The following is a 12,381-nucleotide window of genomic DNA, read 5'->3' as shown; positions in this document are numbered from 1 at the left end:
GGCCCTTTCCTATCGACTGTGTTTCACGTGAAACATCGTCAGATCCGGCTGCGGATATACATCGCGATGCGCTCCGCCAGCGATGCCAGATCGCGCTGCAAGATCGCGAATCCTTCGTTCGGCGCCTTGGTCGCCTCGTCCATATACAGCGGGCGACGGATCTCGATCTGCAGGCTGTTGCGCCGCTCGGCCGGGCGACCGATTTGCGCGATCAGTTGCACCCCCTTGTAAGGGTCGTTGCGCGCCACCGTGTAGCCCATGGACTTCAGCTCCCGCTCCACCAGATCGACGATGCCGGGCTCGCAGGTCGTACCATCGCGGTCGCCCAGCACAAAGTCCGCCAACGGATGCGGGCTATCGATCTTGAGCCGCTCGTAGGCGTTGTTCGGCATCGAATGCAGGTTCAGATGCCAGAGTGCGCCGAATTGCCGATACGCGGTCTCCACTGCCTCGGCCAGTGCGCCGTGGTACGGGCGGTAGTAGCGTGCGATCCGGTTCTGTACCTCTGCCACCGACAGCTGGCGGTCGTAGATCGGCGTGGCCGCGTCGAGCTTCCGCCAGATCAGGCCATAGCCCAGGCGCGTCTTCTCGCCCGGCGACAGCGGCGTGGGCCACGGCGCATCCAGCAGTTCCGGGTCCAGGTCCTCCAGCATGCGGTTGGGATCGATATAGACGCGCGGGAAGGTGGCGCCGATCAGCGTGCCGCCGACTTTGGGTATGGCCGACCACAGCGTATCGATATGGGTATCCTCGCCGCCACGCAGCCGCGCCAGGGGCACGGCAGCCTGGAAATCGGCCGGATAGTAGACGCCGCTGTGCGGCGAATCACAGACCAGCGGCAGTGGCAGCCCTTCCGGCAAGGCCAGCGTATAGGGGCCGCCCGGCGCATCGCCCTGTACCGCGCGGTACGGTGTATCGAACGTCGTCATGGCTCAGTCCAGCTTGATGTTGGCAGCCTTGGCCACGCGGGCGTAGCGCGCCATGGCCTGCTGAATCTGGGCCTTGAACTGGTCCGGCGTGGTCGGCACCAGCGTGCCGCCCGATTCCTCGATCTTGCGCTTGAACTCGGGGTTCAGCATCGCCTTGTGGATGGCGGCATTGAGCTTGTCGATGATGGGCTGGGGCGTACCCGCCGGGGCGACGATGCCGAACCAGCCACCGTCACCCATATCCTTATAGCCAAGCTCGCCGTACGTCGGCACGTTCGGCAGTTGCGGGGACCGCTGCGCCCCCAGCAGGGCCAGTGCGCGCAGCCGGCCCGCCTTCACGTGCGGCAACGTAGTCGACAGGTTGTCGGTAATCGCATTCACCTGCCCTGCCAGCGCATCGTTCAGCGCCAGGCCGGCCCCCTTGTACGGCACGTGCAGCAGATCGATCTTGGCCAGCATCATGAAATTCTCGATGTTGGCGTGCCCGAGCGAGCCGGCGCCGGGCGACGCGAAGGTGTACTTGCCCGGGTTGGCCTTCGCCAGCGCAACAAACTCCTGCATGGTCTTGGCCGGTACGCTTGGATGCACGGCAAAGACACTGGGAACGGCCGCTACGTTGGTGACGGGCGCAAAGTCCTTGATCGGGTCGTACCCCAGCTTCGGGTATACCGCCGGGTTGGACCCATGGGTGCTGACCGTGGCCATGCCGATCGTGTACCCGTCCGGCGCCGAACGGGCCACCTGTTCCATGCCGATCGAGCCGCCTGCCCCACCCTTGTTATCCACCACGATCGTCTGGCCCAGCTCGCGGCCAGCGTACTCGGCAACCAGGCGCGCCGACAGGTCGGTGGTGCCACCTGCGGCGAACGGCACGACCAGACGGATCGGCTTGTTCGGGTAGTTCGATTGTGCTGCCACCGGCATCGCCATACCGCCAAAAGCGGCGCCGATGGCTGTGGACAACATTGTGGAAAACATCAGGCGGCGGCGCATGGCGCGGACAGGCAGGGCTCGATTCATGGTGTGAAACTCCTCGTTTTATCGTTCTCGAATCCGGGGACCGAGCTGGGGAGTTTCGGCAGTTTACCGGCCCTGCACAAACGACTATATTGCACGCTTCCATTACCAAAGCTCATGCTCACGTCGTCATGCGTATACGCTCACCTTCGATGTCCGAGCTACATGCATTCGTGACGGCTGCCAGGCTGGGCAGCTTCACCCGTGCCGCGGAAACGCTGTGCGTCACGCAAGGCGCCATCAGTCGCGCCATCTCCCGGTTGGAATCGCATTTCGGCCAGCCGCTGATCCATCGCAACGCCCACAAGCTCACGCTGACTGACGCGGGGCGCCAATACTTGGACGCCATCTCGGCCCCGCTGGCCGCGATCGAAACCGCCAGTGGGGCGATGCTGGGGGAAGATCGCCAGCATCACCTGACGCTGTCCGCGGTACCCACACTGGCCAGCGTATGGCTGGTCCCTCGCCTGCCTGACTTCCACCGCAAGCATCCCGATATCCGGCTCGACTTCGTGCCCTACCGACGTGACGAAGACTTCACCGGCGCAAAGCCCGATGCGGCGATCCTGACCGGAGAAGCCAGCCACTGGCCCAACCTGCAGGTCGACTATGTGATCGGACGCGAAATGGTGCCGGTCTGCCACCCCGCCCGGGCCCATGCGCGGCAGGCTGCCAATCTGTGGAAAACTCCGTCGGACCTGATGGGCGAACCACTGCTTTTCCACACAACTGCCCCCAGGAACTGGGAGAACTGGCTGCGTGCCACGGGCGTACCCAACGCTGCGCCCGCGCTTGCCCGTGGTTTTGATCAGGTGTCGATCCTGCTGGAGGCCGTGAAGGCAGACATGGGGGTGGCCGTTTTGCAGCGATGCCTTGTCAGGGATGCGTTGCAGGCCGGTCAGGTGGTAGCGCCGTTCGATCTGCCGGTCACGTTGAACCGGGGGTATTTCCTCTGCGCGCCACGTGAAAAAAGCGACCATCGGGCCCTGGCGGTCTTCCGCGAATGGCTGCTTTCGGCGGCCGCGGCCGATATCGTCGAACTGGTCCGCCAGTAGTTATCCACACTGTGGATAGTTTTGTGAACAACATCGGCTGCGTGAATAAAAACCGCGCGTAAATTGGCGACGTTATTTTCCAAACCGATGTATACGTACCGTGAACGTCCGCGGCTCGTCCACGAGGTGCCTTTACGCCGCCTTCTTGGCCAGCCCCAGATACGTCTCGATGACCTTCGGATTGCTGGCCAGCGCGGCGGCCTCGCCCTCCATGGCCATATCGCCAGTCTCGACCACGTAGCCGTAGTCGGCCACCTGCAGCGCCGCACGCGCGTTCTGCTCGATCAGCAGCGTCGCCACGCCGGTCTGGCGCAGGTTGCTGATGATGTGGAAGATTTCCTTCACGATCAGCGGTGCCAGGCCCAGGCTGGGTTCGTCCAGCATCAGCAGCTGCGGCTTGGCCATCAGCGCCCGGCCCACCGCCAGCATCTGGCGCTCGCCGCCTGACAGCGTGCGGGCCTCCTGCCTGGCACGCTCCCTGAGGCGCGGGAACAGGTCGTAGACCACATCCATCTGATCCAGATAGTGGCGCTCGCCGGCACGCTTGCGGCGGAAGGCACCGAGCTGCAGGTTGTCTTCGACAGTCATCGTCGAAAACAGCTCGCGCTTCTCGGGCACCAGGCACATGCCGCGCGCCACCCGCCCCTCCACCGGAATGCCGGCCATGTCGTGGCCCAGGTAACGGACCGTGCCGCTGGACGACCCGCTGACCGGCAGCGCGCCCATGATCGCGTTGAGCATGGTCGATTTGCCGGCGCCGTTCGGGCCGATCACCGTGACGATCTTGCCGGCCTGCACCTGCAGATTGGCGCCATGCACGGCCTCCACCTTGCCGTAGCGCACATGCAGGTCCTTCACCTCCAGAATCAGACTCATCTCATTTCCTCACTCGACGCCGCCGAGATAGGCTTCCAGCACGGCCGGATTCTTCTGCACCGCTTCCGGTACCCCTTCGGCAATGCGCGTGCCGAACTCCATCACCACCAGCCGATCTGTCAGGTTCATCACAAAGTCCATGTCATGCTCCACCAGCAGCACGCTCATGCCCTCGCCCTTCAGCTTGCGTAGCAGTTCCGCCAACGCCTGCTTTTCCTTGTAGCGCAGGCCCGCCGCAGGCTCGTCGAGCAGCAGCAGCGCGGGGTCGCAGCAGAGCGCGCGCGCGATTTCCAGAATGCGCTGCTGGCCCAGCGCCAGGCTGCCAGCCTCCATGTACATGCAGTCCGCCAGGCCCACACGCTCCAGCTGGCGCCGGGCCTCGAACAGCAGCTTCTGTTCCTCCGCGCGGTTCATGCGCAGGATTGCCGCCGATACGCCGCCCTGTGCGCGGAAATCGCCGCGCAGGTGCGCCCCGATGGCCACGTTCTCCAGCACGGTCATCGTCGGCAGCAGATGCACGTGCTGGAAGGTGCGGCCCACGCCCCGCTTGACGATCTCGCGCGACGGCAGGCCCGAGATCACCTCGCCGCGATAGCGCACCTCGCCGCGCGTGAGCGGCAGCACGCCGGTTACCAGGTTGAAGGTCGTGGACTTGCCCGCGCCGTTCGGGCCAATCAGCCCGACGATCTCGCCGGCACGCACCTGGAAGCTCACGTCGTTCACCGCTACCAGGCCGCCGAACTGCTTGCGCGCCGCGCGCACGTCGAGGATCAGCTCGCCGGCCTCGGGTTTCTGCCGTACCGCCAGTGCCTCGGCCTGATCCGGCGCGACCACGGGCGGCCCCGATGGCATCAGCCTGCGCAGGAACGGCCAGATGCCATCGCGCGCGTACTGCAGCAGCAGCACCAGCAGCACGCCAAAGACGATGATCTCGAAGTTGCCGGTGCTGCCAAGCAGCCTCGGCAGCAGGCCCTGCAGCACGTCCTTGAGGATGGTCAGAATGCCGGCGCCGAGCACGGCGCCCCAGACGTGCCCCACGCCGCCCACCACAGCCATGAACAGGTATTCGATGCCGTAGTTGAGCCCGAACGGCGTCGGGTTCACGGCACGCTGCAGGTGCGCGTACAGGAAGCCCGACACGCACCCGAGGATCGCCGCCACGACGAAGATCACCACCTTCATCCACGCGGTATTCACGCCCATCGCCTCGGCCATCGTGCCGCCGCCCTTCAGCGCGCGGATCGCCCGGCCCGGCCGCGAATTGAGCAGGTTCTGCATGGCCACCACGGCCAGCAGCACCACGGCCCAGATCAGGTAGAACATCGACCGGCCCGACTGCAGCTCGATACCCAGGAACGACAGCACCGGAATGCCGTTCAGGCCATCGTACTTGCCCAGGAATTCAAGGTTGCCGAACAGGAAGAACAGCGACAGGCCCCAGGCAATCGTCGCCAGCGGCAGGTAGTGGCCCGACATCCGCATCGTAATCAGGCCAATCACATAGGCCGACGCCATCGTGATGACCAGCCCGACGACCAGTCCCAGCCATGGCGACAGCCCGAACTGCGTGGTCAGGTACGCCGTGCTGTAGGCGCCCAGCCCCACGAATGCGGCCTGGCCAAACGACGTCATGCCGCCCACGCCCGTCAGCAGCACCAGGCCGATCGCCACGATGCTGTAGAGCCCGATGTAGTTACCCAGCGTGATCCAGAACTCCGGTGTCGGCAGCACGGGCAGCAGCGCCAGCACGACGGCAAAGCCCAGCGCCAGCACGCGGTTGCGCGTGGCCCCGCGCAGGTGGCCGTCCCGTCGCGATTGCGGCTGGCCCTGCGAATTCCCATTCTGCGGCTCCACGCTTTTCTCCAGCGGCTTGTCGGTCAGCATCGTCATGGCTTACTCCTCTTCCTCGACATGCTTGCTGGTCAGCGAACGCCACAGCAGCACCGGAATGATCAGCGTGAAGACGATGACCTCCTTGAACGCGCTGGCCCAGAACGACGAATACGATTCGAGCAGCCCCACCAGCAGCGCGCCGAGCGCCGCCACCGGATAGCTGGCCAACCCGCCGACGATGGCGCCAACGAACCCCTTGAGCCCCACCAGGAAGCCCGATTCGTAGTAGATCGTCGTCAGCGGCGCGATCAGGATGCCGCACAATGCGCCCATCGCGGCGGCCAGCGTGAACGACAGGCGCCCGGCCTGCGTCGTGCCGATACCCACCAGCCGCGCGCCCAGGCGGTTCACGGCGGTGGCGCGCAGTGCCTTGCCCTGCAGCGTGCGCTCGAAATAGAAATACAGCGCCGCAATCAGCACGCCGGACACCGCCACGACCCACATGCTCTGCCCCGACACGCTGAGGCTGCCCACATCGAAGCGCGCATCGGAAAACGGATTCGTACGGGAGCCTTCGGCACCGAACATCACCAGCCCCAATCCCACCAGCGCGAAATGCACGCCGACCGACACGATCAGCAGCACCAGCGTGCTGGCCTCGGCCAGCGGCTGATAGGCCAGGCGATAGAGCATCGGGCCCAGCGGGATCACGATCAGCAGCGTCAGCGCGATCTGCACCAGCATCGGCAGCGGCATGCCGCCGTACTGCTGCACCAGGACATGCACGGCGCCCGGGAACAGCAGGTACTTGCCGGCCAGGACGAGGATGCGGCGCGGCGCGGTCAGCCGCAGCTCGGGGCTGCGCAGCACCGCCACCCCGTCGTAGAGGAATGTCAGCACGCCCATGGCCAGCAGCAGCCACGTTGTCTGCGGCGCGTGGCCCGCCTGCATCGCGGCCAGCGTCAGCGCGCCGTAGGCCACGAACTCGCCCTGGGGGATGAAGATGACGCGCGTCACCGAGAACACCAGCACCAGTGCCAGTGCCAGCAGCGCGTAGATCGCGCCGGAGGTGATGCCGTCCTGCGCCAGAATGGCCGCAATCGATAGGTCCATTGTCTGCCCGTGTTATGTGCGCGCGTGGTGGGCGCCAGCGCCGGAAAACCTGCCTGCCAGCCGCTACCGCAGCCTCAGCTTAGAGATTCCACCACGCAATGCCTAGAGGGTGGCGGGAATCCACGGCGGCAAAAAAAGGGCGCATGGTCTGCCATGCGCCCTGCGTTGCTACGCTGCCCAGCGTGTGACCCCTGCCAGCCGGTCGGTTTGTGCCGGCTTACTTCTGCAGCTTCCACTTGCCATCGACGATCTGCACCATCACGCGCGCGCGCTGGTCCATGCCGAGGTGGTCGGTGGGGCTCATGTTGATGATGCCGTGCGATACCGGCAGGTTCTTCGTCTGCTCCAGTGCATCGCGCAGCGCCTTGCGGAATTCCTTCGTGCCGGGCTGGCCCTTCTTGAGCGCCTCGGGAATCGCGTTCTGCAGCAGCAGGCCTGCATCCCAGGCGTGGCCGCCGAAGGTGGATACCTGTCCGCCGAACGCCTTCTCGTATGCGGTCTTGTAGGTCATGGCCGGCTTCTTCACCGGATTGGTGTCGGGCAGCTGTTCGGCCACCAGCAGCGGGCCGGCCGGCAGGAATGTGCCTTCGCAATCCTTGCCGCATACGCGCAGGAAGTCGGGGTTGGCCACACCGTGCGTCTGGTAGATCTTGCCCTTGTAGCCGCGCTCCTTGAGCGCCTTGGCCGGCAGCGCGGCCGGCGTACCCGAACCGGCGATCAGCACGGCGTCCGGATTGGCGCCCATCATCTTCAGCACCTGGCCCGTCACCGAATTGTCGGTACGCGCAAAACGCTCGTTGGCCACCACCTTGATCTTGCGCATTTCCGCCACCTTGGCGAATTCCTGCGCCCAGCTGTCGCCATAGGCGTCAGCGAAGCCGATGAATGCCACCGTCTTCACGTTGTTGCTGGTCATGTGCTCGGCCAGGGCGGTTGCCATGTGCGAGTCGTTCTGCGGCGTCTTGAAGACCCAGGCGCGCTTGCTGTCCATCGGCTCGATGATGCGGGCCGAGGCGGCCATCGAGATCATCGGCGTCTCGCTTTCGGCCGCCACATCCACCATGGCCAGCGAATTGGGCGTGACGGTGGAACCCACCACCACATCGACCTTGTCTTCGCTGATCAGCTTGCGCGTGTTCTTGACCGCCGTGGTCGTGTCGGTGGCATCGTCAAGCACGATGTACTCGATCTTCTTGCCGGCGATTTCCTTGGGCAGCAGCGTGAAGGTGTTTTTCTCGGGGATGCCGAGCGAGGCGGCCGGCCCGGTCGCCGAAACCGTGACCCCCACCTTTACCTGGGCGCTGACCGCGCCCGAGAACAGACTGGCGGCGGCAAGTGCCAGCAGGCTGGCGCGCTTGAACGTCATGGCTTGTCTCCTTCGATTCCAAAAACGGAAAAAGGCACCCGCCGGCTTCCGGCCGACGGATGCCTTCAGTTTTTTTGTGGCCCACTCTGGCAGGCTCTTTGGCGGATGCAACGCTGGCATCCGATCTCAGCCGGGAACATCGAAGTTCGTCCCGTTTTTTTCCCGTCCTGCGCCATTACCCCCGGATTGCGCAGTTGCATTTCCCGACCGCGCGGTCGGGAATGCGAATCGAGTCTAACACAGCGATGTGATACGAAAAGGCCGGATTAACCCGCAGCGGCGCAGGCGCAACAGTCACGGGTTTTCATTGCCCGACGGGGCTTCCAGCCCGGTGCGGACACTTGCTGCGGCCTAACGCAGGAACGCGTCGTAGGCGGTCTTCAGGATCAGCGCGCTGACCACCGCGATGAACACCTTGCGCACGAAGCGGCTGCCGTGCCGCAATGCCAGCTTGCTGCCCACCTGGCTGCCGGCCACGTTGGCCAGGGCCATCACGATGCCGAGCTGCCACCAGACATGGCCCTTCGCCGACAGCAGCAGCAGCGCCGCCAGGTTGGTGGCCAGGTTGACGATCTTGGCCGACGCCGACGCGTGCAGGAAGTCGTAACCAAACACGCGCACGAACACGATCATCAGGAAGCTGCCCGTGCCGGGGCCGAACACACCGTCGTAGAACCCGATCGCCGCGCCGGCCAGCAGCGCCGCCAGCCGTTCGCGGCCGCCCGACAGCACCGGCGCGTGCTCGGTGCCCAGGTCCTTCTTCACCACCGTATAGACCAGCAGGATCAGCAGCACGAAAGGCAGCGCCTTGCGTAGCGGATCGGCCGGGATCATCGTCAGCGTCCACGCACCGGCCATCGAGAAGACGAAGGCTGCCAGCGTCGCGGGCGCGGTGGCGCCCCAGTAGATCCGCACCTTGCGTGCAAAGCGGAAGGCAGCGTTGGACGTCCCGGCCAGCGACGCCACCTTGGTCGTGCCGATCAACGTCGCCGGCGACATGTTGGGATAGGTCGAGAACAGCGCCGGCACCTGCACGAGGCCGCCCCCGCCCGCCACAGCGTCGATCATGCCGGCCAGAAAAGCGGCGGCGGCCAGAAACACAAACTCCATGGTTGAACAGTCCGAACGGTCGAAAAAGCAGTGAAAGAAATCGAGGGATAGAAAGAATCGAAGCAGGCGGCAACGCGTCGCGTCGCCCGGGCGGGAAAACGGCCCCGCTGCGGGTCAGCCCAGCCGTTTCGGGGTGGGAACCAGGCTGCGCAGCCATAGGCCATCGGCATCGCGCTGAAAGCCCCGCGGCGGCCGCGCGGCGTCGGCCACCAGCCCGGGCGCCAGCCGGATATGGCGGATGCCATGGGCACGGCACCAGTCGGCCAGCAGCTGGCACGTCGCCTCGAGCCAGCCCGCCGCATCGGCGCCCGGCGGCCACCATTCGGCCACCATCGCCACGCGCCCGCCCAGCGACAGGCTGTGAACCAGCGTGACAGGCGTCAGGCAGGCCAGCGCGGTATCGGCTTCACCGGGTTCGCGCACCGCGTTGGTGCCGACGCCTAGCACGCAGATGCCGTGGCCGCCCTGCTCCAGCAAGGCGTCTAGAGACAGCCGCCGGGCGCGCGCTTCGGGCACCGGCAGCGGTGCGCGCGCGTTCAGCCAGGCCTCGATGACGGGACCATCGGCGCTGCCGCCAACGCGTATCTGATACTGCACTTTCTGGAAACCGGGGGATTCGGAAGGGGTGGACATGGCGCGGCCGAAGAAGCTGCCGGCATTGTCGCATGGGGGCTGGCGGGCGGTCATGCCGAAGATGCATCGGCCGCACATTCACGCCGGCGCGTGCCGCAGGCGGCGGTTTCCGGAAGCCAGAAATGAAAAAGGCGTTGCCGGGGATCACCCAGCAACGCCTCTTTATCGTATTGGCTGCTGCTACCCGACACCGGGTGCGCGCCTGTCGTCTCCTCGCTTCCGCCTCCAATTAACCTGCGAAAACCGTATATGCAATGTAACGAACCGGTGCGTATGAAACAAGTCAGCAATAACCCTAGCCCCAAAATCGGGCATGTCGCCCGATCTCCACTCGGGGTGGCCGGCTAGTGCTTGTCCGATTTTCGGCCAGTCAGCGCGATCAGCTCGCCCATGATGCCGCGTCGGAACGTCAGCACGCAGATCACGAAGATCACGCCGGTCACCATCGTCACCGACTCGCCCAGCGCGTTGAACCAGCCGATGCCGGTCAGGTTGGCCAGGAACGTGCCGATGTCGCCGAGCTTGTTTTCCAGCGCCACCACCACGAAAGCGCCGACGATCGGCCCAGACAGCGTCCCGAGGCCACCCACCAGCGTCATCAGGATCACCGAGCCCGACATCGACCAGTGCACGTCGGTCAGCGTGCCGAAGCCCAGCACCAGCGCCTTGATCGAACCGGCCAGGCCGGACAGCGCCGCCGAGATGACGAAGGCCAGCAGCTTGAAGCGGTCGACGTCGTAGCCCAGCGAGATCGCACGCGGCTCGTTCTCACGAATCGCCTTCAGGATCTGGCCGAACGGCGAGTGCACCGTACGCACGATCAGCGCGAAGGCAGCCACGATGATGACCAGCGCAACGTAGTACAGCGTCATGTCGTCGGCCAGCGGCAACACGCCGAACAGCTTGCCGCGCGGAATGCCCTGCAGGCCGTCCTCGCCGCCCGTGAACGGCGCCTGCAGGCAGAAGAAGAACAGCATCTGCGCCAACGCGAGCGTGATCATCGAGAAATAGATGCCCTGGCGCCGGATGGCCAGCGAACCCACCACGTAGCCGATCGCCGCGCCGGACAGCGTGCCGAACAGCAGGCCCAACTCCGGCGTCACGCCCCATACCTTCATCGCATGGCCGGCCGCGTAGCCCGCGCCGCCGAAGAACGCCGCATGGCCGAACGACAGCAGACCCGTAAAGCCGATCAGCAGGTTGAATGCGCACGCGAACAGCGCGAAGCACAGCACCTTGAGCACGAACACCGGGTAGGCGCCGGCCAGCGGCGCCACGATCAGGCCCAGCAGCAGCAGGCCGTAGAGCACCTTCTTCTGCAATCCCGTCCCTTCCTTGAAGCCCTTGGCCTCGACGGCCACAGCCGTTTGTCCAGTCGGTCCGCTCATCACTTTTCCCTCCCGAACAGCCCGGCCGGGCGCAGCAGCAGCACGATCACCATGATGAAGAACACCACGGTTGACGATGCTTCCGGGTAGAACACCTTGGTCAGTCCCTCGATCACGCCGAGCCCCAGGCCCGTGATGATCGACCCCATGATCGAACCCATGCCGCCGATCACCACCACGGCAAACACGATGATGATCAGGTTCTGGCCCATCAGCGGCGACACCTGGATCACCGGCGCCGCCAGCACGCCGGCAAACGCCGCCAGCGCCACACCGAAGCCGTAGGTCAGCGTCACCATCAGCGGCACGTTGACGCCGAAGGCTTCCACCATCTTCGGGTTTTCGGTGCCGGCGCGCAGGTACGCGCCAAGCTTGGTCTTTTCGATCGTGAACCACGTGGCCAGGCACACCACCACCGACGCGGCCACTACCCAGGCACGATAGTTCGGCAGGATCATGAAGCCCAGGTCCGTGGCGCCCTGCAGCGCGTCGGGCGGCGAATACGGCAGGCCCGACACGCCGTAGATCGAACGGAAGATACCCTCGATGATCAGCGTGATGCCCAGCGTGAGCAGCAGCCCGTAGATGTGATCGAGCTTGTAGATCCAGCGCAGCATCGTCTTCTCGATGATGACGCCCAGCAGGCCCACCACGAGCGGCGACAGCACCAGCATCACCCAGTAGTTCAGGCCGGCGTATTCCATGCCGGCCCACGCCAGCACGGCACCGAGCATGAACAGCGCGCCGTGCGCGAAGTTGATCACGTTGAGCAGGCCGAAGATCACAGCCAGACCCAGGCTCAGCATCGCGTAGAAAGCGCCATTGACCAGGCCCAGCAGCAGCTGGGACAGCATGGCGGGTAGCGGAATTCCGAAAATATCCATGGGCGTCGATTGCCTATCTGTTTCTCCCCTCTCCCACGTGTGGGAGAGGGGTCGGGGGAGAGGGTTCAGCGGTTCAAATCGAGACCTGTGTCGTCAGAATCGCGGGGGGGGGGCCCCCCCCCCCCCCCCCCCCCCCCCCCCCCCGGCCGGCAAGCAAAACAAAAAAAAACAACAGAG

At 65.2% G+C, this 12,381-nt stretch carries 11 protein-coding genes; 1 reads left to right on the top strand and 10 read right to left on the bottom strand.

The genetic code is table 11. The features are described from left to right. Window positions 1-38: 38 nt before the first annotated feature. Complete coding sequence (locus tag AC3FJ6_RS10200) at window positions 39-929, bottom strand: N-formylglutamate amidohydrolase (RefSeq protein WP_488771747.1); 891 nt, start codon at window positions 927-929, stop codon at window positions 39-41. A gap of 3 nt (window positions 930-932) precedes the next feature. Further along, the gene (locus AC3FJ6_RS10195; RefSeq protein WP_488771746.1) at window positions 933-1,949 is read right to left on the bottom strand and encodes a Bug family tripartite tricarboxylate transporter substrate binding protein; all 1,017 of its coding nucleotides are present in this window, start codon (window positions 1,947-1,949) and stop codon (window positions 933-935) included. A 128-nt stretch (window positions 1,950-2,077) separates the two neighbouring features. Here AC3FJ6_RS10195 and AC3FJ6_RS10190 point away from each other — a divergent pair, with 128 nt between their 5' ends. After that, window positions 2,078-3,001: a LysR substrate-binding domain-containing protein gene (locus AC3FJ6_RS10190; RefSeq protein ID WP_488771865.1), complete on the top strand. Its 924-nt coding sequence runs from the start codon at window positions 2,078-2,080 to the stop codon at window positions 2,999-3,001. 132 nt (window positions 3,002-3,133) lie between these two features. On the opposite strand, the gene AC3FJ6_RS10185 is transcribed toward AC3FJ6_RS10190, so the two are convergent. The 8 genes from AC3FJ6_RS10185 to AC3FJ6_RS10150 all read right to left on the bottom strand — a co-directional run bounded on the left by AC3FJ6_RS10185 (window position 3,134) and on the right by AC3FJ6_RS10150 (window position 12,204). Further along, the gene (locus tag AC3FJ6_RS10185) at window positions 3,134-3,877 is read right to left on the bottom strand and encodes an ABC transporter ATP-binding protein (protein ID WP_488771745.1); all 744 of its coding nucleotides are present in this window, start codon (window positions 3,875-3,877) and stop codon (window positions 3,134-3,136) included. A gap of 9 nt (window positions 3,878-3,886) precedes the next feature. Continuing rightward, window positions 3,887-5,767, bottom strand: a complete 1,881-nt coding sequence (locus AC3FJ6_RS10180) for a branched-chain amino acid ABC transporter ATP-binding protein/permease (RefSeq protein WP_488771744.1) — start codon at window positions 5,765-5,767, stop codon at window positions 3,887-3,889. Window positions 5,768-5,770: 3 nt separating this feature from the next. Continuing rightward, window positions 5,771-6,823: a branched-chain amino acid ABC transporter permease gene (locus AC3FJ6_RS10175; RefSeq protein WP_488771743.1), complete on the bottom strand. Its 1,053-nt coding sequence runs from the start codon at window positions 6,821-6,823 to the stop codon at window positions 5,771-5,773. A gap of 217 nt (window positions 6,824-7,040) precedes the next feature. Beyond that, window positions 7,041-8,189: an ABC transporter substrate-binding protein gene (locus AC3FJ6_RS10170; protein WP_488771742.1), complete on the bottom strand. Its 1,149-nt coding sequence runs from the start codon at window positions 8,187-8,189 to the stop codon at window positions 7,041-7,043. 351 nt (window positions 8,190-8,540) lie between these two features. Then, the gene (locus AC3FJ6_RS10165) at window positions 8,541-9,299 is read right to left on the bottom strand and encodes a sulfite exporter TauE/SafE family protein (protein WP_488771741.1); all 759 of its coding nucleotides are present in this window, start codon (window positions 9,297-9,299) and stop codon (window positions 8,541-8,543) included. A 114-nt stretch (window positions 9,300-9,413) separates the two neighbouring features. Beyond that, complete coding sequence (locus tag AC3FJ6_RS10160) at window positions 9,414-9,986, bottom strand: hypothetical protein (protein WP_488771740.1); 573 nt, start codon at window positions 9,984-9,986, stop codon at window positions 9,414-9,416. Between the two features lie 290 nt (window positions 9,987-10,276). After that, window positions 10,277-11,320, bottom strand: a complete 1,044-nt coding sequence (locus tag AC3FJ6_RS10155; protein WP_400391432.1) for a branched-chain amino acid ABC transporter permease — start codon at window positions 11,318-11,320, stop codon at window positions 10,277-10,279. After that, window positions 11,320-12,204, bottom strand: a complete 885-nt coding sequence (locus tag AC3FJ6_RS10150) for a branched-chain amino acid ABC transporter permease (protein WP_153946321.1) — start codon at window positions 12,202-12,204, stop codon at window positions 11,320-11,322. Before AC3FJ6_RS10150 ends, AC3FJ6_RS10155 begins: the two co-directional genes overlap by 1 nt. Window positions 12,205-12,381: the final 177 nt, after the last annotated feature.

The sequence above is a fragment of the Cupriavidus sp. 94F1 genome (assembly GCF_057798875.1).
This window is presented reverse-complemented; position numbering and strand designations above follow the sequence as displayed.

What these genes read in the sequence shown, in the direction of transcription:
- AC3FJ6_RS10185 (WP_488771745.1), bottom strand. Translation starts at nt 3,877, where the DNA reads ATGAGTCTGATTCTGGAGGTGAAGGACCTGCATGTGCGCTACGGCAAG.
- AC3FJ6_RS10175 (WP_488771743.1), bottom strand. Translation starts at nt 6,823, where the DNA reads ATGGACCTATCGATTGCGGCCATTCTGGCGCAGGACGGCATCACCTCC.
- AC3FJ6_RS10160 (WP_488771740.1), bottom strand. Translation starts at nt 9,986, where the DNA reads ATGACCGCCCGCCAGCCCCCATGCGACAATGCCGGCAGCTTCTTCGGC.
- AC3FJ6_RS10195 (WP_488771746.1), bottom strand. Translation starts at nt 1,949, where the DNA reads ATGAATCGAGCCCTGCCTGTCCGCGCCATGCGCCGCCGCCTGATGTTT.
- AC3FJ6_RS10155 (WP_400391432.1), bottom strand. Translation starts at nt 11,320, where the DNA reads ATGAGCGGACCGACTGGACAAACGGCTGTGGCCGTCGAGGCCAAGGGC.
- AC3FJ6_RS10200 (WP_488771747.1), bottom strand. Translation starts at nt 929, where the DNA reads ATGACGACGTTCGATACACCGTACCGCGCGGTACAGGGCGATGCGCCG.
- AC3FJ6_RS10190 (WP_488771865.1), top strand. Translation starts at nt 2,078, where the DNA reads ATGCGTATACGCTCACCTTCGATGTCCGAGCTACATGCATTCGTGACG.
- AC3FJ6_RS10165 (WP_488771741.1), bottom strand. Translation starts at nt 9,299, where the DNA reads ATGGAGTTTGTGTTTCTGGCCGCCGCCGCTTTTCTGGCCGGCATGATC.
- AC3FJ6_RS10170 (WP_488771742.1), bottom strand. Translation starts at nt 8,189, where the DNA reads ATGACGTTCAAGCGCGCCAGCCTGCTGGCACTTGCCGCCGCCAGTCTG.
- AC3FJ6_RS10150 (WP_153946321.1), bottom strand. Translation starts at nt 12,204, where the DNA reads ATGGATATTTTCGGAATTCCGCTACCCGCCATGCTGTCCCAGCTGCTG.
- AC3FJ6_RS10180 (WP_488771744.1), bottom strand. Translation starts at nt 5,767, where the DNA reads ATGACGATGCTGACCGACAAGCCGCTGGAGAAAAGCGTGGAGCCGCAG.